The organism is Pseudomonas sp. B21_DOA (assembly GCA_030544685.1).
GTDB lineage: Bacteria > Pseudomonadota > Gammaproteobacteria > Pseudomonadales > Pseudomonadaceae > Aquipseudomonas > Aquipseudomonas fluorescens_AO.
The window spans coordinates 3376969-3398394 of the sequence record CP086683.1 but is presented as its reverse complement, the minus strand read 5'-3'; the positions used below and the strand labels follow the sequence as shown (position 1 = coordinate 3398394).

Annotated in this window: 16 protein-coding genes and 6 pseudogenes; 6 read left to right on the top strand and 16 right to left on the bottom strand. The window is 60.5% G+C overall.

The features are described from left to right. Nucleotides 1–1077: 1077 nt before the first annotated feature. From LJU32_15655 to LJU32_15645, 3 genes and pseudogenes are all read right to left on the bottom strand, one after another. Nucleotides 1078–2003 (bottom strand): annotated as a pseudogene (locus LJU32_15655) (LysR family transcriptional regulator). Continuing rightward, nucleotides 2000–2973 (bottom strand): annotated as a pseudogene (locus tag LJU32_15650) (quinone oxidoreductase). The pseudogenes LJU32_15655 and LJU32_15650 overlap by 4 nt, the downstream one beginning before the upstream one ends. 149 nt (nt 2974–3122) lie before the next feature. After that, nucleotides 3123–3623, bottom strand: a complete 501-nt coding sequence (locus LJU32_15645) for an RcnB family protein (protein ID WKV87226.1) — start codon at nt 3621–3623, stop codon at nt 3123–3125. 125 nt (nt 3624–3748) lie between these two features. On the opposite strand from LJU32_15645, the gene LJU32_15640 reads away from it, so the two are divergent. Next, on the top strand, nt 3749–3907 hold the full coding sequence (locus LJU32_15640) for a DUF2986 domain-containing protein (GenBank protein WKV87225.1): 159 nt from the start codon (nt 3749–3751) through the stop codon (nt 3905–3907). A gap of 1 nt (nt 3908) precedes the next feature. On the opposite strand, the pseudogene LJU32_15635 reads toward LJU32_15640, so the two are convergent. Further along, nucleotides 3909–5080: pseudogene (locus LJU32_15635) on the bottom strand (MFS transporter). A 169-nt stretch (nt 5081–5249) separates the two neighbouring features. On the opposite strand from LJU32_15635, the gene LJU32_15630 reads away from it, so the two are divergent. Further along, nucleotides 5250–6143, top strand: coding sequence for a LysR family transcriptional regulator (locus tag LJU32_15630; protein WKV87224.1), 894 nt, complete (start codon nt 5250–5252; stop codon nt 6141–6143). A gap of 1612 nt (nt 6144–7755) precedes the next feature. Further along, on the top strand, nt 7756–8862 hold the full coding sequence (locus tag LJU32_15625; GenBank protein WKV87223.1) for a M20/M25/M40 family metallo-hydrolase: 1107 nt from the start codon (nt 7756–7758) through the stop codon (nt 8860–8862). Nucleotides 8863–8915: 53 nt separating this feature from the next. Here LJU32_15625 and LJU32_15620 read toward each other — a convergent pair whose 3' ends face one another. The 3 genes and pseudogenes from LJU32_15620 to LJU32_15610 form a co-directional block, all read right to left on the bottom strand. After that, the gene (locus LJU32_15620) at nt 8916–9683 is read right to left on the bottom strand and encodes a DUF3618 domain-containing protein (GenBank protein ID WKV91110.1); all 768 of its coding nucleotides are present in this window, start codon (nt 9681–9683) and stop codon (nt 8916–8918) included. A 40-nt stretch (nt 9684–9723) separates the two neighbouring features. Next, nucleotides 9724–10151, bottom strand: a pseudogene (locus LJU32_15615) (phage holin family protein). Beyond that, nucleotides 10151–10800, bottom strand: a pseudogene (locus tag LJU32_15610) (hypothetical protein). Before LJU32_15610 ends, LJU32_15615 begins: the two co-directional pseudogenes overlap by 1 nt. A 299-nt stretch (nt 10801–11099) precedes the next feature. Here LJU32_15610 and LJU32_15605 point away from each other — a divergent pair. Beyond that, nucleotides 11100–12956 (top strand): ABC transporter ATP-binding protein/permease, encoded by a 1857-nt coding sequence (locus LJU32_15605; protein ID WKV87222.1) that lies wholly within the window; start codon nt 11100–11102, stop codon nt 12954–12956. A 39-nt stretch (nt 12957–12995) separates the two neighbouring features. Here LJU32_15605 and LJU32_15600 read toward each other — a convergent pair whose 3' ends face one another. The 8 genes and pseudogenes from LJU32_15600 to LJU32_15565 form a co-directional block, all read right to left on the bottom strand. Then, nucleotides 12996–14141: a sensor histidine kinase gene (locus tag LJU32_15600; GenBank protein ID WKV87221.1), complete on the bottom strand. Its 1146-nt coding sequence runs from the start codon at nt 14139–14141 to the stop codon at nt 12996–12998. Nucleotides 14142–14434: 293 nt separating this feature from the next. Beyond that, entirely contained in the window at nt 14435–15112 is a 678-nt protein-coding gene (locus LJU32_15595; protein ID WKV87220.1) for a hypothetical protein, read from the bottom strand. Nucleotides 15113–15275: 163 nt separating this feature from the next. Further along, nucleotides 15276–15617, bottom strand: coding sequence for an antibiotic biosynthesis monooxygenase (locus tag LJU32_15590; protein WKV87219.1), 342 nt, complete (start codon nt 15615–15617; stop codon nt 15276–15278). A gap of 28 nt (nt 15618–15645) precedes the next feature. After that, the gene (locus LJU32_15585) at nt 15646–16620 is read right to left on the bottom strand and encodes a zinc-dependent alcohol dehydrogenase family protein (protein ID WKV87218.1); all 975 of its coding nucleotides are present in this window, start codon (nt 16618–16620) and stop codon (nt 15646–15648) included. A 62-nt stretch (nt 16621–16682) separates the two neighbouring features. Further along, nucleotides 16683–16983, bottom strand: a pseudogene (locus LJU32_15580) (helix-turn-helix domain-containing protein). A gap of 107 nt (nt 16984–17090) precedes the next feature. Continuing rightward, on the bottom strand, nt 17091–17489 hold the full coding sequence (locus tag LJU32_15575; protein ID WKV87217.1) for a nuclear transport factor 2 family protein: 399 nt from the start codon (nt 17487–17489) through the stop codon (nt 17091–17093). A gap of 49 nt (nt 17490–17538) precedes the next feature. After that, on the bottom strand, nt 17539–18135 hold the full coding sequence (locus LJU32_15570; protein ID WKV91109.1) for an NADPH-dependent F420 reductase: 597 nt from the start codon (nt 18133–18135) through the stop codon (nt 17539–17541). Nucleotides 18136–18142: 7 nt separating this feature from the next. Beyond that, nucleotides 18143–18895 carry a 3-oxoacyl-ACP reductase FabG gene (locus tag LJU32_15565; protein ID WKV87216.1) on the bottom strand — a complete coding sequence of 251 codons (753 nt, stop codon included), beginning with the start codon at nt 18893–18895 and terminating at the stop codon, nt 18143–18145. A 112-nt stretch (nt 18896–19007) separates the two neighbouring features. Here LJU32_15565 and LJU32_15560 point away from each other — a divergent pair, with 112 nt between their 5' ends. Then, nucleotides 19008–19934, top strand: coding sequence for a LysR family transcriptional regulator (locus tag LJU32_15560; GenBank protein ID WKV87215.1), 927 nt, complete (start codon nt 19008–19010; stop codon nt 19932–19934). Between the two features lie 169 nt (nt 19935–20103). Further along, nucleotides 20104–21063 carry a DMT family transporter gene (locus tag LJU32_15555; GenBank protein ID WKV87214.1) on the top strand — a complete coding sequence of 320 codons (960 nt, stop codon included), beginning with the start codon at nt 20104–20106 and terminating at the stop codon, nt 21061–21063. Between the two features lie 64 nt (nt 21064–21127). On the opposite strand, the gene LJU32_15550 is transcribed toward LJU32_15555, so the two are convergent. After that, nucleotides 21128–21418, bottom strand: a complete 291-nt coding sequence (locus LJU32_15550) for a hypothetical protein (protein WKV87213.1) — start codon at nt 21416–21418, stop codon at nt 21128–21130. Between the last annotated feature and the right edge of the window lie 8 nt (nt 21419–21426).

Genomic DNA, 21426 nt, shown 5'->3' with positions numbered 1-21426 from the left:
TTTCCGGGCAAGCCAGGAAACCTGTGGGAGTGAGCTTGCTCACGAAGGCGTCAGGTCAGCCAGATCATCTATGACTGACACCCCGCTTTCGCGAGCAGGCTCGCTCCTACACCGGATTTGCGGGCGTTCAGGAATTTCCGGGCAAGCCAGGAAACCTGTGGGAGTGGGCTTGCTCACGAAGGCGTCAGGTCAGCCAGATCATCTATGACTGACACTCCGCTTTCGCGAGCAAGCTCGCTCTCACACTGGATTTGGGGGTGTTCAGGAATTTTTGAGCAACCACGAAAAATGTGGGAGTGGGCTTGCTCACGAAGGCGTCAGGTCAGCCAGATCATCTATGACTGACACTCCGCTTTCGCGAGCAAGCCCGCTCCCACACTGGATTTGTGGTGTTCGGGATTTTCTGAGCGAACCATGAACCCTGTGGGAGTGGGCTTGCTCACGAAGGCGTCAGGTCAGCCAGATCATCTATGACTGACCCTCCGCTTTCGCGAGCAAGCCCGCTCCCACACTGGATTTGTGGTGTTCGGGATTTTCTGAGCGAACCATGAACCCTGTGGGAGTGGGCTTGCTCACGAAGGCGTCAGGTCAGCCAGATCATCTATGACTGACACTCCGCTTTCGCGAGCAAGCCCGCTCCCACACTGGATTTGCGGGCGTTCAGGAATTTCCGGGCGAGCCAGGAAACCTGTGGGAGTGAGTTTGCTCACGAAGGCGTCAGGTCAGCCAGATCATCTATGACTGACACTCCGCTTTCGCGAGCAGGCTCACTCCTACACTGGATTCGCGAGCGTTCAGGAATTTGCGGGCAAGCCACGAAACTTGTGGGAGTGAGCTTGCTCACGAAGGCGTCAGGTCAGCCAGATCATCTATGACTGACACTCCGCTTTCGCGAGCAAGCTCGCTCCCACATTGGATTTGTGGTGTTCGGGATTTTCTGAGCGAACTATGAAACCTGTGGGAGTGGGCTTGCTCACGAAGGCGTCAGGTCAGCCAGATCATCTATGACTGACACTCCGCTTTCGCGAGCAGGCTCACTCCTACAGGGATGGTGGTGCCACTGGATGCTGGCTTTGGTCAAACCGCCCACGGTGGCGCCGGATCGAACTTCGCTTCAATCCATTCCTTGAACGCCACCACCGCCGCCGGCGGGAACCGCGACGACGGCCGGACCAGATAGACACCGCCCGCCGAATCCAGATGCCAGTCGGGCAGTACCTGGATCAACCGCCCTGCCGCCAGATCGCGGCTCATCAGCCAGTCGCCGGCGCCGAGTATGCCGGCGTCGGCCCGGGCGGCGGCGAGCAGCGATTCGCTGTCGCTGGCGGTCAGGTTGCCGTGTGGCGTAAGGGTCTGCACCTCATTGCCGCAATGCAGGCGCCACAGCGGAAACGACGCCAGCCCGCTGAAGCGCAGGCAATTGTGCTGCAGCAGGTCCTGCGGGGTTTGCGGCATGCCGTGCGCCTCGATGTAGGCCGGCGATGCGCAGAGAATCCGTCGATGTTCGCTGAGCTTTTTGCGATCAGCCGATTATCGTCAAGCTCGCCGATGCGGATGGCCGCGTCGAAACCCTGCTCGATGATGTCGACGAGGCCTTCGCTGTAATCGGCGACCAACGAAACGTGGGGATGAGCCCTGAGAAATTCCGGCAGCAGCGGCCCCAGCCAAAACCGCCCCATCGCCGCCGGCAAGGCCAGACGCAAGGTGCCGCGCACTTCGCTGGCGCCCTGCACCGCTTGTTGTTGCGCCTCGTTCATCAGCTCAACGGCTGCGCGCAAGCGCTGTTCGAGCTGGAGGCCGGCCTCAGTGATACGCACGTGTCGCGTCGAGCGCTCGACCAGCCGCACGCCCAGTCGTTTTTCCATCGCCGCAAGGCGTTTCGAAACGATGGTCGGATGGCGCTGCAGCAAGCGCCCCGCCGCGACAAACGAGCCCTGCGCGGCGACGGCGAGGAAGGCAGCGATCTCATCGCTGTGCGGGTTGCTCAGAACATCCAGATTCATGGTTTTAGAATAATCGTCCCTGATGATCGCCCCGATTCGAGATCGGCGTGCGCTTGTGCCGCGTCGGCCAGTGCATAGCGCGCGCGGATCTGCGGCGTGATGATACCGGCGGCAACAGCGGCCAGCACGTCTTGCGCACGTTCCTGATATTCCGCAGTTGTCGCGGTATGTGCGGCCAGCGACGGACGGGTCAGGAACAGCGAACCCTTGGCGTTCAGCGTGGCCATTTCCACCGCTGCCGGCGCACCGGTCTGCGCGCCGAACGACACCATCAGCCCGCGAGGACGCAAGCTGTCCAGCGAGGCCTGAAAAGACACCCGGCCAATCGGGTCATACACCACGTCGACCTTGCGCCCCTCGGTGATACGCAACACGTCGGCGGCAAGTGTCTCGGCATCGAACACCAGCACTTCGTCGCAGCCCGAAGCGCGCGCCTTGTCGACGCTGGCCTGTTTCGACACCACACCGATCACCGTCGCGCCAAGGTGTTTGGCCCACGGCACCATGATTTCCCCAGACCACCCGCGACGCCATAAAGCAGCATCGTCGTGCCGGGCCCGACCGGGTAAGTTGCCTTCAGCAGGTACTGCGCGGTGATGCCTTTGAACAGCACCGCCGCTGCATCTTCGAACGACAGCTCATCGGGGATTTTTACCAAGCGCTCTGCCGGAAACAGCCGCGCCGAGGCGTAACCGCCCAACGGGCCAGTGGCATAAGCGACCCGATCACCGACGCGGACATTGCTCACGCCAACACCGACAGCGGCCACCCGACCCGCGCCTTCCAGACCCAGCCCAGACGGCACCGCTACCGGCACCGCACCTTTGCGCTGGGAGACATCGAGGTAATTGACGCCAACCGCGGCTTGCTCCAGCCAGACCTCGCCGGGCCCAGGGGTTTGCCCGCTGACACTCTGCAACTGCAGGACGTCCGGAGCGCCCGTTTCGGTGAAGCGGATTGCGTTGGCCATGGTCATCTCCATTCATTCGTTAACCGTTGAGCTCAGTCTGAAAGCTCAGCCTTCAACGAACAAGCCAGCCTGAATGCAGTTCATTGCTGCATTTTATGCAGCTATGGGTACAAAAAAGAGCGGCACGTGCTGCCACTCCCTTTGAAAAATCAATCGAACGCGCCGTTGAGCACCTCGTAGATCAGCCCGGTGGCCAGCGCAACGAGAATCAGATCGGTGCCCACCTGTTGCCATTCGTAGCCGTCATAGTGCGGCAAATGGCCAAGCAGACGCCCGTCCAGCTTCTTGGCGATGCCCGGTGGCAGCGGTTTGCCCCGTGCCAGATTCTTTTGAATACCCGGCGGCAGCGGCGGCCCCGGATTCCAGTATTCGCCGCGATAGCCGCCGATGATGCCGAGAATATTGCCGCGATCAACGCTCGGACCACCGCCGCGATTGCCAGAGGATGGCTCGCCTTTGTTGCCATTACCCTGGCCACCCCCACCCTGTTTGCCGTGATCCTGCATGTTCTGCGGTTTGCCCTTGCCGTTGCCCTGGCCTCCCTGACCACCCTGGCCCTTGCCATTGCCGGGGTCGGCCAGCGCCGTCGTGCTGCCAACCACCAGCGCGAGGCAGGACAGCGCGGCAACCAATCTGCGAAGTTTTCTCATGGGCGGTTCCTTAAGTGTGCCGGGCTCTTGAGTCGAGCATAGTGCTCAGCTTAGTGGATTTCCCCTTGCTGACCACTCGGCCTTGCGTCAGGATTCCCACCCTCTCCACCCCTGATCGAAAACTCATGAATCGCCAAAAGAAGCTGCAGCAGTTATTCAAGGAAAAGGCCAAAAAGGCCAACGCCAAACTGGCGCCGAAAAAGCCCAAATACATCTGCAAGGCTGATCGTTTGAAGCTGGAAGCCGAAGCGGCGCAGGCGTCGGCCGAGAACACCGAAAGCTGATTCAGGCCGTCTCCCGCGACGTCAACCAGGTCATCAGCGCCGCCAGCACCAGCAATGCCGCGCTGGCGAAAAGGTCAGCCGATATCCGCTGCCGTCGAACAGCAGACCACCGACGGTCGAGCCCGAAGCGATCGACAACTGCACCACCGCCACCATCAACCCACCGCCGGCTTCGGCATCGTCGGGCAGCGTGCGCGCCAGCCACGACCACCAGCCCACCGGCGCCGCCGTGGCGATCAATCCCCACAAGCCCAGCAACACGAACGTCGCGACCAGCGAGCTGCCCAGCCCGATCAGCGCCACAGCGATCATCGCCATCAGCAGCGCAATGGCGATCACCACCCTGTACAGGCCAGCCTTGAGCACCGAGCCGATGACGGCGGTGCCGATAAATCCGGCCACGCCAATCACCAGCAGAATCATCGACAACACTGAAACGTCGACCCGCGTCACGGTTTCCAGAAACGGTCGCAGGTAAGTGAACAGCACAAACTGCCCCATGAAGAACAAGCCGGCGCCGAACATGCCGAATGCCACCCGGCGGCTTTTCAACAACGCAAGGACATTGCCTGCGCTCACCTTGCGCGGCGCGGCGGGGAGCGCCGGCAAACTGATCCATTGCCAGAGCAGCGCAATCACCGCGACCGGTATCAGACAGAAAAACGCCCCGCGCCAGCCAATCACGCTGCCCAGATAACTGCCCAACGGCGCCGCCACGACGGTCGCCAGCGCGTTGCCGCTGTTAAAAATGGCCAGCGCCTTGGGCACGCTGGCCGATGGCACCAGATGCATGGCCAGTGCCGCCGACATCGACCAGAAACCGCCGATCACCACGCCGATCAGCGCGCGGCCGATCATGTACACCGTGTAGTTGGGCGCCAGACCGACCACCAGCCCGGAAGCGCACATCAGCGCCGTCAACAGCAGCAACAGGTTCTTGCGGTCCATCGAACCGGCGAGCCTGGCGATCGTCAGGCTGGTCAGCACGGCGAAGGCGCCGGAGATAGCGATGCCGTAACCGGCCAGGCCTTCGCTGATGTGCAGGTCCGTGGCCATCGGCGTGAGCAGACTGACCGGCATGAATTCGGAAGCGATCAGCGCGAAGACACACAAGGTCATCGCGAATACACCGCTCCAGTACGCCGGTTGCTCGCCGGTTGTGGACGCGCCCATGGATTGGGCTGTCGGGTTATCAATTACTTGGGCCGTCATGAAAAACCTTCTTTGGAAACGATTTGATCGAAGCGTTTCCGCCTCGTTACTCAGGCTGTAAAGCTTGACGGATTGCGAATAACTTGATTAGTAGCGGTAATCTTTATGTGCTTTTGAGAAAAATTCAGCAATGAGCAACGGCAAAGTCAACGATCTCCAGGCCTTTTTGGCCGTGGCGCAGGAGCAGAGCTTCACCAAAGCCGCCGCTCGCCTCGGCGTCACGCCCTCCGCGCTGAGCCATACCGTTCGCGCGCTGGAGCAGCGTCTGGGTATTCGCTTGCTCGCCCGCACCACGCGCAACGTTTCGCCGACCGAAGCGGGTGAGCGCTTGGTGCGTTCGATTGCACCGCTATTCGAGCAGATCAGCGCCGAGCTTGAAGCCCTCGGTGAACTGCGCGACAAGCCCAGCGGCACGATCCGGATTTCCTGCACGGACGATCAGATCGAGCTGTGCATCCGGCCGAAGCTTGCGCAGTTTTTGCGGGACTATCCGGACATCACGTTAGAGTTTTATGTCGATTACGGTTTCACCAACGTGGTCAAGGAACGCTTCGACGCCGGCATTCGACTAGGCGAATCGATCAGCAAAGACATGATCGCCGTGCGCATCGGCCCGGACTGGCGCCTGGCGGTGGTCGCCTCACCCGACTACTTCGCTCGCCATCCGGCACTCACCACGCCGCATCAGTTGACGGAGCACACTTGCATCAACATCCGTCACCAACCGGCCGGCGCGATTTACGCCTGGGAGTTTGCGCACAAGGGTCAGGATTTCAGCGTGAAGGTCGATGGGCAACTGGTGTTCAACAGCATCATGCATGTGCTCAATGCCGCCGTAGATGGCATCGGCGTAGCGTACGTGCCCGTGCAATTGGTCGCGCCCTATCTGGCGGATGGGCGACTGGTGGAGGTGTTGAGTGACTGGTGCCCAACGTTCCAGGGCTATCACCTGTATTACCCAAACCGACGCCAGGGCTCGGCGGCGTTTGCGGCGTTTGTCGAAGCGCTGAAATACAACCGCTGACAAACCCAACTGTCCTTTCCAACCCTAATTCCTGTAGGAGCGGGCTTGCTCGCGAAGGCGCCGGCACATTCAACATCTGCATTGCCTGAACCATCGCTTTCGCGAGCAAGCTCGCTCCCACAATGATCCGGGGCACACCAACGATCTCCATCCCGGGCAAAATCCCTGTGGGAGCGAGCCTGCTCGCGAAGGCGTCGGTACATTCAACATCTGCATTGCCTGAACCATCGCTTTCGCGAGCAAGCTCGCTCCCACAATGATCCGGGGCACACCAACAATCTCCATCCCAACCAAAATCCCCGTGGGAGCGGGCTTGCCCGCGAAGGCGCCAGATCAGATACATCCACATTGGATGACACACCGCTTTCGCGAGCAGGCTCCCCCACAATGATCCGGGGCACACCAAAAATCTCCATCCCAACCAAAATCCCTGTGGGAGCGGGCTTGCTCGCGAAGGCGTTGGCACATTCAACATCACCATCGCCTGAACCACCGCTTTCGCGAGCAAGCTCGCTCCCACAATGATTCGGGGCACACCAACGATCTCCATCCCAGACAAATTCCCTGTGGGAGCGAGCCTGCTCGCGAAGGCGTCGGTACATTCAACATCTGCATTGCCTGAACTACCGCTTTCGCGAGCAGGCTCCCCCACAATGATCCGGGGCACACCAAAAATCTCCATCCCAACCAAAATCCCTGTGGGAGCGGGCTTGCTCGCGAAGGCGTTGGCACATTCAACATCACCATCGCCTGAACCACCGCTTTCGCGAGCAAGCTCGCTCCCACAATGATTCGGGGCACACCAACGATGTCCATCCCAGACAAAATCCCTGTAGGAGCGGGCTTGCCCGCGAAGGCGCCGGCACATTCAACATCACCATCGCCTGAACCACCGCTTTCGCGAGCAGGCTCACTCCCACAATGATCCGGAGCACACCAACGATCTCCATCCCAGACAAATTCCCTGTGGGAGCGAGCCTGCTCGCGAAGGCGTCGGTACATTCAACATCTGCATTGCCTGAACCAACGCTTTCGCGAGCAGGCTCACTCCCACAATGATCCGGAGCACACCAACGATCTCCATCCCAGACAAATTCCCTGTGGGAGCGAGCCTGCTCGCGAAGGCGTCAGCACATTCAACATCTGCATTGCCTGAACCAACGCTTTCGCGAGCAAGCTCGCTCCCACAATGGTCCGGGGCACACCAACGATCCCCATCCCAACCAAGATTCCTGTGGGAGCGGGCTTGCCCGCGAAGGCGCCAGCACATTCAACATCTGCATCGCCTGAACTATTGCTTTCGGGAGCAGGCTCCCCCACAATGATCCGGGGCACACCAAAAATCTCCATCCCAACCAAAATCCCTGTGGGAGCGGGCTTGCTCGCGAAGGCGCCGGCACATTCAACATCTGCATTGCCTGAACCACCGCTTTCGCGAGCAAGCTCGCTCCCACAATGATCCGGGGCACGCCAATGACCTCCATCCCAACCAAAATCCTGTGGGTCTGCATATGAATCAACGGGCTAAAACCATCTGAATTTTCCCGCCAATCTGCCCCCTAAATTCTGAGCGGTCGATACACGTCCGCCGATGCAAGGAGGGTCAGCATGCATGTCGGATAATCAAACGCCTTCGCCGCGCGACACACAGGAATCCACCCAAACACTATTGAGCCGTTTGCTCATGGCACGCGGGCCCGGTGGTCAGGAGGATGAGGTCCGGGCGATCTGCCTGGAAGAACTGCGGCGCCATTGCGACGAGGTCTGGACCGATCGGGCCGGGAATGTCATCGGCCTGCTCAAGGGCCGCGAACCCGATCCCGATGGCCAGTACGCCGTGCGCATCATGGGCCACATGGATGAAATCGCCATGCTGGTCAAACGCGTCGAGCCGGACGGCACGTTGCGGGTGGTGGCGTTGGGTGGGGCGAATCCGGTCAACTTTGGTGCCTGCCCGGTGGATATTCTCGGCGACGCGCAAACCCTGCCGGGCGTTCTCTCGTTCGGTTCGATGCACGCCACCACAGGCTCGCCGCAGGGCAAGGATGTGATGAGCGGCGCGGTGGAATGGAAAGACGTGCACATCATCACCCGCCATGATCAGCAGACCCTGCAAGGCATGGGCGTGCGTCCGGGTACGCGGGTTGTGCTCAGCCAGCACTGGCGCACGCCGTTCCGGGTAGGTGATGCCACCGCCGCGCATTTTCTCGATGACCGCGCGCCTGTGGTCGCCATGCTCCAGGCCGCCGAGCAACTCAAGCGCAGCCGGACCGAATTGGCGCACGACACCTACTTCGTCTTCACCACCCTTGAGGAAGAAAGCAACGCCGGCGCAATGTACGCCGCTGCACACCTGCCCGGCGACACCACAATCGCCGTGGAAGTCGGCCCGGTGATGAGCGAATACGCAACGCGATTGAGCGTCGACCCGATCATCGATACCGGCGACCAGAAAGGCTATTACTCGCGCGGCGTGGTCATGGCCTTGGCCGACGCAGCCAAGCGTTGCGGCTTCGATCCACAGTTCGCCCTGCTGGTGGATTTCGCCTCCGACGCCAGCGCGGTGATGAGCTCAGGCATCAGCGCCCAGGCCGGATGCATCGCAATCCCGACCGAGAATACCCATGGTTTCGAACTGGTGGTCGACGGCGCGATTGAAGCGTGTGCGCAGACGCTGGTGGAATATTTGAAAGGCCTGCAGAACGACGTAGCAGCTTAACCCGCAGGACAAAAACAGGGAGGCCCATAAGCGGCCTCCCTTATCTCTCACCGTCAGGAAGTCCCCAGACCTTGCGACAAATCGGAAGACGAAGGCCGCGCCGTTTCCGGCTTGGTCTCCACTTCGGTTTGTTCAGTGGTTCGAGTCACCGTGTCGCGCACGGCTTCGTACCCTTCTTGAGCTTTCTGCTTGGCTTTATCCACCATGCCTGCGCTGGTGCGCCCCATGTAGCGCTGTTCAGTAGACGTAGTCGGCAACGCCGCGCCGAGCAATGCACCGAGCGCAACCCCGGCGGCAGCCACCATCAGTGGTTGCTCCTTGAGCAGGTGGCTGAATTGCTGGCCGAGCACTTGCGAATTACGCGACAGTCGATCACTGGCGTCATGCATCGCATGGGTCAGATTTTCCTTCGCTGCACCGACGTTTTCCCCGAGGTGGCTGGCCTTGCCTTTCAGCGACTGGTAGCCGTCCTTCAGCGAGTCAGTGGTCGAGTGCAAATGCGCGCGGGCACTGTCGATGCCGTCGGCCAAGCCGTCCGCCCACTCGCCAGCCTTGTCCTGATCTGGACCGCTGCGATAGGTTGGTTGCGGCACGGGCGGGCGATTCTGGCTCATCATCAGCCAGAGCAGCCCCACGGAAGTCAGCACCGCCGGCACCGGGTTATTGCGCACGCTGGTGCCCAGATTGGTGAAGAACGTCGAGCCGTTGCTCTGCATCATTCCCCAGGCCTGATCGATCATCTGCCCGGGGGTGAATTTGCTTTCCAGTTGATCGACGATATTGCCGATGCTCGCGCGTTGCGCATCGATTTCGCGCTCGATCTGCTCCGGGCTTTTTCCGCTTCGATATCCAGTTCGCTTTTCATGAGACTTTCCTCCGCAGCGCTTCCTGATCCTTGTTCAAGGCGTCGAGGGTGCGATCAGGTTTGAAGTGAGACGGCTCGAATTGTTTTTCCCGGATTGCAGCATGACGAAACCAATGACCATCACCACCACGCCAACGATCAACGCGGCCAGCCATGGCGCCATGAACATGCTCAGGCCATAGACCGCCGACATCAGCAGAATGATGAAGCCGGCGAGGAACACGATTGCGCCACCGGCCACCGCGCCGATGCCAGCTTTGAGCGTGCTGAGGCTGTTCTGCAGTTCGGCTTTGGCCAGCGCCAGTTCCTTGGTGAACAACGCCGGGACTTCGCGCGACAGTTGTCGCAGCAGACCGACCACCGAAGCGTCATCCGTTTGGCCGAGGGGCCTTGCCCCGCTCAGATCAGATTCATCTCTGTTCATCACAGTTCTCCTTTGGCGTCGGGTGCGTGCGGTACGGAAGCCGCGGCAAAATCTGAGGGTGATCGCTGTCACTCGGCGAGGTCGGAGTGATGCCGGTGGCCAGTCCCGGATTGGCGTGGGCCGATGACGGCACTGACGATTCATGGGGTCGCTGCGCACCGTAATCGGCTGGCGGTGGCGTCGATGTCGTTCCCGCCGCCGGATCATGTTCGGCGCTGACCGTCGCTGCTGCGGCCGTACCGGCTTTGAGAAACCGCGACAGGCCGAAACCGATAGCAATGCTGCCGGCGATGAACAGGCCCGGATTGCTGCGTGCCAGATCGGCCGCGTCGTGCAGCAACTGCTCGGCGCTCTTGCCGCGCAGATTGCCCGCCAGCCCGGTCATGGAGTCCGCCATATCCGTCAGGTAGTCGGACATGCCCAGCGTGTCCTTGTCCTGCAACTCCGAGACGAAGCTCTTTGCGCCTTGGGCCAGTGCTTCTATCTGTTCGGCCGCGGTGTCACGGTACTGTCCGAATTGCGCGTCAGCCTGTTGCCGCGCGCCGCCAATTGCTTCATTGACGTCGTCCTTCAAATGTTCAAAACCCTGTCCAGGCTTGCTGTTCGGATCACCTGGTTCAAAGCCTGCCCTGCTGTCTTGAGTATTCATGTGGCCCCTCGCGTTCTGACTTGAAAACGGAAAATCGGAGCTACACGGCAACATTGCCTCGAGCCCCCACATAGAAGATGACGAAGCAGCTTGCGCGAGAGTTCAAAGAGGTTGATGAGCGTGCCGTGTCAGGTCTGGATCAGCGACGAAAGGTTGCGCTTGGCATGATTACGTTGAGCTTCTGCGCCTGGCTGCGGTCAAGACAAGGCACAAGCATTTATCTGCAACACGACGCTGAAACCCGCAACAACGCCGATAGATGGCAGAATCCCCACACCCTGATCACTTCGGAGACCGCAATGCTTCGCCTGTTTGAAGAAAGGCTCGACCCCTTCCCGCCCGACGAGGCGCCGCCACCGCCAGTTGGCCTGATGCGTTTCTTGTGGGCCTGCACCCGGGGCGCGCGCGGTTACATCCTCGCCTTTGCCCTGCTCAGCGCCAGCGTGTCGATCTATGAGGCGTGGTTGTTTTCCTTCCTCGGGCAAGTGGTGGATCTGCTCTCGACCTGGCAATCCGGCGGCGCCGCCGGTGATGAGGAAAGCCGCGTGTTGTGGGGCATCGGCATCGTGCTGGTAGTCAGCATTGGTCTGGTGGCGCTGCGCACGATGGTTCAGCACCAGATCCTCGCGATCAATCTGCCGCTGCGCCTGCGCTGGGACTTTCACCGGTTGATGCTGCGGCAAAGTCTGTCGTTCTTCTCCGACGAGTTCTCCGGCCGCGTCACAACCAAGGTCATGCAGACTGCGTTGTCGGTGCGCGAGGTGCTGTTCACCTTGATCGAAATTCTCCCCGGCATCGGCGTGTACTTCATCGCGATCATCGCGCTGGCCGGTGGCTTTGCGCTGAAGCTGATGCTGCCGTTTCTGGCGTGGATCGTTCTGTTCGGGCTGGCGATGGTGTATTTCGTCCCGCGTCTGGGCAAGGTCGGCCAGGAACAGGCCGATGCACGCTCGTCGATGACCGGGCGGATTGCCGACGCCTACACCAACATCACCACAGTCAAACTGTTCTCGCACTCCAAGCGTGAAGCGCACTTTGCCCGCGCGGCGATGGAAGATTTCAAGCTCACCGGCTTCCGCCAGATGCGTCTGGTGAGCCAGTTCGAAATCGTCAATCAGGCGCTGGTGGTAGCGTTGATTCTCGGTGCCGGTGGTTACGCGTTGTGGCTGTGGCATCAGGGCGAAGTCGGCACCGGCGCCGTCGCGGCGATCACCGCCATGGCGTTGCGCATCAATGGCATGTCGCACTGGATCATGTGGCAGATGACTTCGCTGTTCGAAAACATCGGCACCGTCCAGGACGGCATGGCCACCCTGACCAGCGGCCCGAAAGTCCAGGACGCGCCGGATGCCAAAGTGCTTGAGCCTGCCGGCGGCGAAGTGGTTTTCGACAATGTCAGCTTCAACTACAACGGCGAACGCCAAGTGCTCGACGGCTTGACCCTGCATATTCGCCCCGGCGAAAAAATCGGCCTGGTCGGCCGCTCCGGTGCGGGTAAGTCGACACTGATCAACCTGCTGCTGCGCTTCTATGACGTTGATCGCGGCGAGATTCGCATCGATGGGCAGAACATCGCCGAGGTCACCCAGGACAGCCTGCGCAGCGTGATCGGCATGGTCACCCAGGACACCTCGCTGCTGCACCGTTCGATCCGCGACAACATTGCCTACGGTCGCCCGGACGCCACCGACGAAGACATCCATCGCGCGGCAGTGAACGCCCAGGCCGATGGCTTTATCAGCCAGTTGAGCGACAAACAAGGCCACAGCGGTTACGACACGCTGGTCGGCGAGCGCGGAATCAAGCTCTCCGGCGGCCAGCGCCAACGCATCGCCATCGCCCGGGTGATGCTGAAGAACGCACCGATCCTGTTGCTCGACGAAGCCACCAGCGCGCTGGATTCCGAGGTTGAAGTCGCGATCCAGGAAAGCCTCGATGAAATGATGCAGGGCAAAACCGTGATCGCCATCGCCCACCGCTTGTCGACCATTGCAGCGATGGACCGACTGATCGTCATGGACGAAGGCCGCATCATCGAACAAGGCACCCACGTGCAACTGCTGGAGAAGAACGGCACCTATGCGCGTCTGTGGCAGCACCAGAGCGGCGGGTTCCTGGGTGAAGATCGCGGTTTGGTTGAGGTGATGGAGGAGTGATCAGGCTGGAGGGCCGGGGCCGGCTCTCCATCGATTGGCCTAGATGGTGACGGGGCTTTCGGCATCAATCGGAAGCTTTACGCGAAACACCGTTCCGCCGTCCAGATCAGAGCTGACCTCGATCGAGCCGGCATGTGAGGCGACGATTTCCGAAGCGATAAACAGGCCCAGACCCAGCCCGGCAACGGGCCCGTGATCAACCACGGAGCGCTGCGAGAAGCGCCCCATAGGGTTGAAGATGAACGGCAATACATCCTCCGGAATCGGCTCGCCGCCGTTGTGCACCATGAACACCGCGCAATCCGCCCGAGCTTCCAGTTCAACCGTAACCGGAAACTGATTGTCGCCGTGGGTCACCGCATTGCTGATGATGTTGGAAAAGACCTGTTCCATCCTGGCGCCATCGAACGCTCCCATCACCGCCTCCTTCGCATCGAACCGCACGTTGGCCTGCGGATGAAAGGCGCGGATTTCCTCGATCACCCGCTCGCACACAGGGCTGAGATCGATCAGGGATTTTTTCACCGGAATCCCCGGCCCCATCTGGCAGCGCGTCAGATCCAGCAGGTCGCCCACGATCTGGCTGGCGCGCTGCACGCTGGCGTAGATCTGCCTGGCCACTTTGCTGGTGCGCGGGTCGGTAGCTTCGGTACGACGCAACATATCCGCACCGAGCAGAATCGCCCCCAGCGGCGTGCGCAAGTCATGGCCGAGAATCCCTAGAAACACGTTGCGCGACGCCTCGACGGCGCGCGAGTAGCTGGCAATCGACTCGGCCAGCGCCTGATCGATGGCTTCGTGAAAGCGTGTCATGTCGTCGACATTCACCGATTTGCCATCCTTGACCTGACGCAGCCACTGGCTCAGCACACTGGTGCGCAGCGCGCGGTATTCCGACACCATCTGGTCGATGGTAAAACCGGCCATCAGCCGCGTCACCGCGTGGGTTTCCGCAGCTGTTTCTTCATCGTCGCGCGGCGCCTGGCCCTGGGCTTTGGCAATTTGTTCGCTCATGGTCTGCTTGGTCCGCAGATCGATGACGATGGCGCGCAACATCTGCTCGGCGTGATCGCGCAGCGCGACGTTATCGAGCTCCACCCCGGGCGTCTCGATGGTGCGGGCGAAATCTTCCCAGGCCTGCAGGATCGGCTCTAGGTTTTCGAGAATGAAATCTGGCAGGCGCATGGCTGTAGTCCGCGAGGGAAATCCATCAACGCCAGCAATTGAGCCGGCGCAGATTTCGGAAAGGGGAATTCAGGAGTACAGAAAGTACGGCTGAGGGATGCAGCCTACCACCAAAGCGCTGGGCTAACGTTGGAGGAAAATCGGTGTGCTGAAGAGGTCGCGGTCCACGAGATGGCCGTTGCGCCCGCAACGAACGCCTCTGAAGCGACCACGCTTTCGGATCCTTGCGATGAGAGACGTTCGTTTCAAGAGGTTATGCGTCGAAAATTTTCACTCCAGGCATCGCTTGGGTGTCAATCGAGTTTGCTCGGCATTCTGCACCTCAGCACTGACATCTGTCTGTTTACGGCTGCGGAACTCGATCGGATAAGGCCCGGTCTGCGCCAGAGCTGCCTGCACACGGCTGACAAAGGCCGCGTCGTCCAGCGTGTAGAAAACCCACTCCAAGCGTTGTCCTCCAGTGACCGTGCACCCCACTTTGCCGAACCATCCGTTGCGACGGCTGCCTGGATCAGACGCTCCATTTGCTTCATCCGCGCGTATTCCTTTGGACTTGGCAGGAAGTGATCCGGCACGTATTTCCAGCTGATTCGAGTCTTGTAAGCAAACGCCTGGGCGTCCTTGAGATTCAGGTTGGAAGACATGCGAAAACTCGCTGGCATTGGCTCGTCAGGAAAATCTGACGGTTGGAAATCGCTGTCGCCTGGCACGGCCACTTGTCGTTGCGGATTGTCAGCAGGATCATCACTGAGCAGTATTTTGAGCGCTTCAGCTTGGCGCTCTTTCCGCTCGCTCACGCATTTGGCGTAGGCCGTTGTATGCTCTGGACCGGCATCCAGACAAAGATCGCGCTCCACCGGTTTTGGAGAATGGGAGCGCGTGCAGCCGGTCGTGATCAGACTTGCCAGCAGCAATAAAACAACGGCTGGCCAGATTTCAGGGCGCAGGGAAGCGTGGAGAGTGACTTTCAAGTGGCCTTCCTTGGATGAGCAGCAGTACAAGACATATGGAAAACGGCGCATTTTGCCTGCCACCCCTGCCCCATGAACAGGCCGAAGCGGAATTAATGTGGCAATTCATCACAAGCACGCTCGACCAGCCACAGCCGCGTGTGACGAACAGCCACATGCTCCCTCAGATGCCTAAGCTGGCACCGTTGTCCGGTACGCCAAAATCGCCACCCGGAAAAGCACCACCCTCAATGTGGTAGACCTTCGGTTCTGCGGAGAAATAATCCTGCAGCCCCAGCATGAAGCGCTGGTGGTCCTCGCTTTCTTCAAACCCCGGCGAGTGGTCCTCAAGTGACTGCCAGCGCACGATCAAATTGAATTGCTCGGGGGTTTCAATACCTTGCGCCAGCAAGTGGCCGCCGTATCCCTTGGCGCGGGTGAGCAACGGTTCGACTTCGGCAAATGCGCGTCGGAAGGCCTCAGTCTGTTGCGGGTGAACGGGCAGCGCAGCGATCTCGTAAACCATGATGTTTCTCCAAAATCAGTGAGCGGATTCAGACGATGAGCGAAGGCTCGACGGCGATGGCGATTTTTCCCAGCAGACCGTTGTTGGCGCTCTCCAGTCGGGCATGGGCGAGCGGGATGTCGGCGAGCGAATAGACCGCGCCAACGTGGGGCCGCAACTGGCCGCGCTCGACCAGCGCGCTCAGTTCATCGAGCTTGCCGCGATTCTGCCGGGTGAAGACGAAGTGGTAGCTGGCGTTCTTGCCCCAGGCCTGGACGAGGTTTTGTGGCTGCGCGATGTCGACGATCGAGACGACACGGCCAAGCTGAGCGAGCGCGTCGGGGCTGCGGGCCAGGGTATCGCCGCCGATGGTGTCGAACACCACATCAACGCCATGCCCGGCGGTTTCGCGCATGATCGCTTCGACGTAATCCTCTTGGGTGTAATCGATCACCACGTCGGCACCCAGGCTGCGGACGAAATCGGCGTTGGCCTCGCGCACGGTGGTGAACACTCTGGCGCCCATGGCTTTGGCCACCTGAATCGCCACATGGCCGACCCCGCCGGCGCCGCCGTGAATCAGAATGCTTTCGCCAACGCGGAGCACGGCGCGCACGGTCAGCGCTTCCCAAACCGTACCGCCGACCAGACTCAGACTGGCCGCCTCGAGGTGGCTCAGCGAGGCAGGCTTTCTGGCGATGATGCTTTCGGCTGCGACGTGGTACTCGGCATAACTGCCCTGCCCGTCGAATATCTGCGGGGTGTACCAGACCTCGTCGCCCGGCGCGAAAGCGCTGACGCCCGGCCCGATGGCTTCAACCACGCCCGACACGTCGTGACCGGTAATGGCTGGCAGCGGCACCAGGTCGGGATAGTCACCGCGCCGAACCTGATAATCCAGCGGATTGATGGAAGTAGCGTGCACTCGGACCAGCACTTGGCCCGCTTGCGGAACCGGTTTTGGAACGTCGCTGAGTTCGAACGAATCAGGACCGCCGGAGGATTTCAAAATCATCGCTTTCATGGCAAAACCTCGTATCGATAAAGAGGGATATCGAGAATTCTCGATATACTGCGGTAAAAAATTTACAGCTCTTTCCCTATGATCTCTGCAAGCGCGCTGATAGCAGCCTCATTGCGTTTGTAGTAGGTCCATTGACCGATGCGTCGCACTTCAACCAGCCCCACCCGCTGCAACGTGGCCAGGTAACTCGACACCGTCGACTGCGACAAGCCGATACCTTCCTGGATGCTGCTGACGCAGACACCCTCGACGAGAACGTCACCCTCATCCTGCGGGGAAGTTCTTCACGGGATCCTTCAGGCCTTCAAGGATCTTGAGGCGCGTCGGGTTCGAGAGGGCTTTGAAGATTTCGATCAGTTCCATGCGCCGAGGATATCGAGATTTTTCGATATGTCAATGCGCGATCTTGATCTGATTGGCTGTCGGCGACAGGCGGCATCGGGATTCCCTTTGCCGCCCTGCCCTGCGGCTCAGCCTTGGGGCGCATCCAGCAACACCCACAACCGCACGATTTTTCCCGCTTTGATTTCTGCCACATCAACGCCACTGACGACTACCGGCCCAGCGCTCGGGCCCGCATGCCAGCGCAGGTAACCCAAGCCATGATGCCCAACCGCCGGCCCCTCCGGAACAAAAGCGAAGTCCGCCCCGAACTGATCCAGCAACGCACCGGCCACCTCTGAAATCGCCGCCCGCCCGGTGACGATGCCAGTCGGTTCGTACATCGTCGGTGTGTCTGCAAAAAGCTCCTGCAACGCCGCAATGCGCTTCTGTGCATCGCGCTCGTTGAACACGCGCTGCAGGTTGGCCCGCAGCAAGGCGTCGTAGTTTTCAACCTCACTGATATTTCGCGAATCTGAGCCAGACATTTTTGAATCCTCGATTGCTATGTGAAGCCCAGTTGCCTGGGCTCAGCGGTTAACCATGTTTGACCAGGTTCAAGGCTGGCAGCGGTCCGCCCGGGAACTGCGCAAGCATTCCCTGCTGCACACCGCCCAGGTCGATGCCGTAAAAACCCAGTTGAGTAATCAGCTCTGCAACCTTGGTTTTGCTCGCGGCATCTTCACCGGAATAAAACAGCACACGCTTGCCGCCCTCGGCGGTGGGATCGGTCAGCAGAGCCGCGAGCAAATGGTTGAAGGCCTTGACCACGTGCGCATCGGGCAGCATCTGCGCCACCACTTGCGAAGACGGCTGGCCGCCCAGATCGAACGGCTTGAACAGTGGCGCCTCGATCGGGTTGTTGGCATCAATCACGATGCGCCCGTCCCAAGGCCCGAGATCGCGCACGGCATCGGGGATTTTCGACCAGTTCACCGCCAGAAAAACGATGTCCGCCTGACTCGCCTGCCGAGCAGTTACGGCTTGTGCGAGTGGGCCCAATTCGCTGACAAAGCCAGCAAGACTTTGCGGCCCGCGGCTGTTGGCCAGGCTGACCGGCAGGCCTGCGTTGACGAGCAACCGAGCGATGGCGGCGCCAATGGAGCCAGTACCAATGATGCTGATAGTCATGATGCTCTCCTTACGCGGTGAAGCCGCCGTCGACGATTAATTCTGCGCCGGTGACAAACCCTGCCTCTGCACTGGCCAGGTACGCCACCGCGCTGGCAACATCCTTGCCCTCTCCGTACCGCCCCATGGCGATGTTCGGGCGCAGGAAGTCCGCAATAGGCCCGTCGGCCGGGTTCATGTCGCTGTCGGTCGGGCCGGGATGCACAGTGTTCACAGTGATGCCGCGCGGCCCCAGATCGCGCACCAGTCCACGACTGAAACCGGTCAGCGCGCCTTTGCTCAGGGTGTAGACGGAGGCCGTAGCGAACGCAGCGTATTGCACCATCGAGCTGCCGATGTGAATGATGCGGCCGCCCTGCCCCATGTGTTTGAGCGCTTGCTGAGTGGCGACGAAGACGCCGGTCACGTTCACCGCAAGGATGCGTTGAAAGTCCTCGAAGGCGATGTCCTCCGGGGCACCGAGCACGCTGATGCCAGCGTTGTTCACCAGAATGTCGATCTTGCCGAAACGCTGCGCAACCTCGGCGATCGCTGCACGTACAGCCTCGGGATTGCCCGCATCGGCCGCCAGCGCCACAGCCTGGCCGCCCGCCGCAACGATTTCCTGCACGACCGCTTCGGCGCGATCTGGCGATGCGTTGTAGCTGATGGCGACGGTGGCGCCATCTGCCGCGAGCCGCTTGGCGATTGCTGCGCCGATGCTGCGTGAGCCACCGGTCACGATGGCGATTTTGCCGGTCAGTGGAAGCGTGGATGTGTTCATGGTCGAGCCTCTGGGTGGTTGGAGTTGATGAGGCTATGAGACGCTTTTTGATCTTCCACCAGTAGTAGAAGCCACCTAGAATCACTTTCAATCATTCGTTGAAGGTGCGCAGATGGAAACGCTAGGTAATTTGCTCTCATTCGTGCGCAGCGCTGAGGCGGGAAGCTTCTCTGCGGCGGCGCGGCGCCTGGGCCTGACTCCCGCGGCGGTCAGTCGCAACGTCGCGCAACTGGAGGCCAACCTCGGCGTACGCTTGTTTCAGCGCAGCACGCGCAAACTCACGCTGACCGAAGCGGGAGAGCGCTTTCTGGCCAACGTCGGTTCGGGACTGGAGAGCGTTCAGGCGGCGATCGCCGATGTGGCCGGCAATGCCGGAGAGCCTTCCGGGACTTTGCGTCTAAGTGCGGCACCGGGCTTCGCCAAGGATTTTCTGCTGCCGCTGATGCCCGAGTTTCTCAAGCAATACCCCGCCGTGACCCCTGAATGGCACCTCGACAATCGCCAAGTCGATCTCATCGCGGACGGGTTTGATGCGGCCATCGGCGGCGGCATCGAACTCGCGCAAGGTGTGGTCGCCAGAGCCATCGCGCCGGCGCATCTGATCCTGGTGGCATCGAAGGCATATCTCTCGGGACACAAGCGCATCCGGCACATTGAAGAACTGTCGACGCTCGATCATCTGGCCATGCGCTCGGTGCAGACCGGCAAGGTGCGCAGCTGGATGCTGCAAGGGCCCGATGGGCAACGAGCACCGCTGGAGTTGGCGCCGCGCCTGTTGGTCAACGACCCGCAAGCGCTGTGTCAGTGCGCGCGCTTGGGATTAGGGGTTGCGCTGTTGGCGGTTCCGGATGTGCTGCCGTATCTGCAGGACGGCACGCTGGAGAGGGTGTTGCCGGGTTGGCATGTCGATGCGGGACAGATCTATTTGTACTTTTCCAGCCAGAAGCTGTTGCCGGCAAAGACCCGGGCTTTTGTTGATTTTCTGGTCGGTCAGGCTCGAGAGGATGGGTGGGCGACTCGACTCGACGCTCGAGCTTAGCCAGCAAGTTATACGACCTCTGAAACTCAAGCAGCATCATGCATAAGCGGATTATCCAGCCTTTCAAGCTTGCCGCCCCTGCTTGATTACGGTACAAATCGAGAAGTTGTACGACAACATAATAAAAACCTGAGCCGCCCTGAGTGGCTATTATTTTTGAGAACTGCCCATGTCCCGTCCTGAATTTGCCCCAACCGTACCGCCGCCCTTCCCCCGTTATCTCGCCGTGATCATTCTGTTGTGCATGGGTTGTGCCTTCGCCGGCAACCACGTCGCGGCACGGGTGGCTTTTGATGACGGCGCGGGTGTGCTGCTGGCAATTCTGATGCGCTCGGGCGGGACCTTGCTGGTGCTTGCCGTTCTCGTCCTATGGCAGCGGCAAAGCCTGCGTCTGCCGGCAGGCGCGTGGCGTTGGCAATTACTGTTGGGCCTGCTAATTACTGCGCAGAGCCTGTGTCTGTACTCCGCTGTCGCACGAGTGCCGGTCGCGCTGGCGCTGCTGGTGGCCAACGTGTTTCCGATCCTGCTCGCCTTGCTGACCTGGGCGCTGGGCGGCCCACGACCAAGCGCGCGCACCGCGATGTTGATGGGCTTGATTCTCGTCGGGCTGGTGTTCGTACTGGACGTCCCCGGACGTCTGTCAGACAGCGCCAGCGTCGGCCCGGAATGGTTGCTGGGCGTCGCGCTCGCCTTCTGCGCCGCCAGCGTCTTCGCCTGCGCGCTGTGGATCACCGACCACAAACTGTCGCAAGTGCGCGGCTCGGTGCGCAGCCTGCTGACCATCTTCATCGTGTTCAGCAGCGTCAACCTCGCCGGACTGACCGGCGCCCTCCCCGGCGGACTCAACCTCCCCGCCACCTCAACCGGCTGGCTGGCCCTTGCCACGCTTGTGGTGCTTTATGGGACCGGCTTCATTGTGTTGTTCATCTCCGTGCCCCGACTGGACATGCCACGCAACGCCCCGGTGATGAACATTGAGCCATTGGCGACGTTGTTGATGGGCTGGATCGTGCTGGACCAGATGCTCAGCAGAGGGCAGATCGTGGGTGGCGTGATTGTGGTGAGCGGGATTGTTTTGCTGACGTATCGCAAAGCGCCGGTGAAGGTTGAGGTGAAGGCTGAGGTTTGAGGGGGTGTCGTGGCGGGACTCTTGGTTGGCGAGTCCTGCTTATCGCCCCCGGCTCGATACCGGATCAGCAGAATTGCAGGCTCTCGAGGTCTACCTTGGCATAGCTTCCTATTTCACTCTTGTAGAGATAAATCGCAGTTACCTCCAGCTCCGTTCGTAAAAATTCCGCCAGCGTTCTGAGTCCGGTGCTTGTGGTCATGACAGGGCGTACAACCGTCGCGCTACCGGGTTGGTCATCGTAAGTTCTGACGAGAAACTCATCGACACCATCCAGAATCAGGTAATTGAAACCTCGATACTCATAGCCTGCGTCGTAGTCGACATCATCGAAACGGTCGACCTTTTCTATTCTCAAGACGCCGC

What these genes read in the sequence shown, in the direction of transcription:
- LJU32_15645 (WKV87226.1), bottom strand. Translation starts at nt 3,623, where the DNA reads ATGAGAAAACTTCGCAGATTGGTTGCCGCGCTGTCCTGCCTCGCGCTG.
- LJU32_15560 (WKV87215.1), top strand. Translation starts at nt 19,008, where the DNA reads ATGGAAACGCTAGGTAATTTGCTCTCATTCGTGCGCAGCGCTGAGGCG.
- LJU32_15625 (WKV87223.1), top strand. Translation starts at nt 7,756, where the DNA reads ATGTCGGATAATCAAACGCCTTCGCCGCGCGACACACAGGAATCCACC.
- LJU32_15640 (WKV87225.1), top strand. Translation starts at nt 3,749, where the DNA reads ATGAATCGCCAAAAGAAGCTGCAGCAGTTATTCAAGGAAAAGGCCAAA.
- LJU32_15565 (WKV87216.1), bottom strand. Translation starts at nt 18,895, where the DNA reads ATGAACACATCCACGCTTCCACTGACCGGCAAAATCGCCATCGTGACC.
- LJU32_15585 (WKV87218.1), bottom strand. Translation starts at nt 16,620, where the DNA reads ATGAAAGCGATGATTTTGAAATCCTCCGGCGGTCCTGATTCGTTCGAA.
- LJU32_15555 (WKV87214.1), top strand. Translation starts at nt 20,104, where the DNA reads ATGTCCCGTCCTGAATTTGCCCCAACCGTACCGCCGCCCTTCCCCCGT.
- LJU32_15630 (WKV87224.1), top strand. Translation starts at nt 5,250, where the DNA reads ATGAGCAACGGCAAAGTCAACGATCTCCAGGCCTTTTTGGCCGTGGCG.
- LJU32_15605 (WKV87222.1), top strand. Translation starts at nt 11,100, where the DNA reads ATGCTTCGCCTGTTTGAAGAAAGGCTCGACCCCTTCCCGCCCGACGAG.
- LJU32_15600 (WKV87221.1), bottom strand. Translation starts at nt 14,141, where the DNA reads ATGCGCCTGCCAGATTTCATTCTCGAAAACCTAGAGCCGATCCTGCAG.
- LJU32_15590 (WKV87219.1), bottom strand. Translation starts at nt 15,617, where the DNA reads ATGGTTTACGAGATCGCTGCGCTGCCCGTTCACCCGCAACAGACTGAG.
- LJU32_15575 (WKV87217.1), bottom strand. Translation starts at nt 17,489, where the DNA reads ATGTCTGGCTCAGATTCGCGAAATATCAGTGAGGTTGAAAACTACGAC.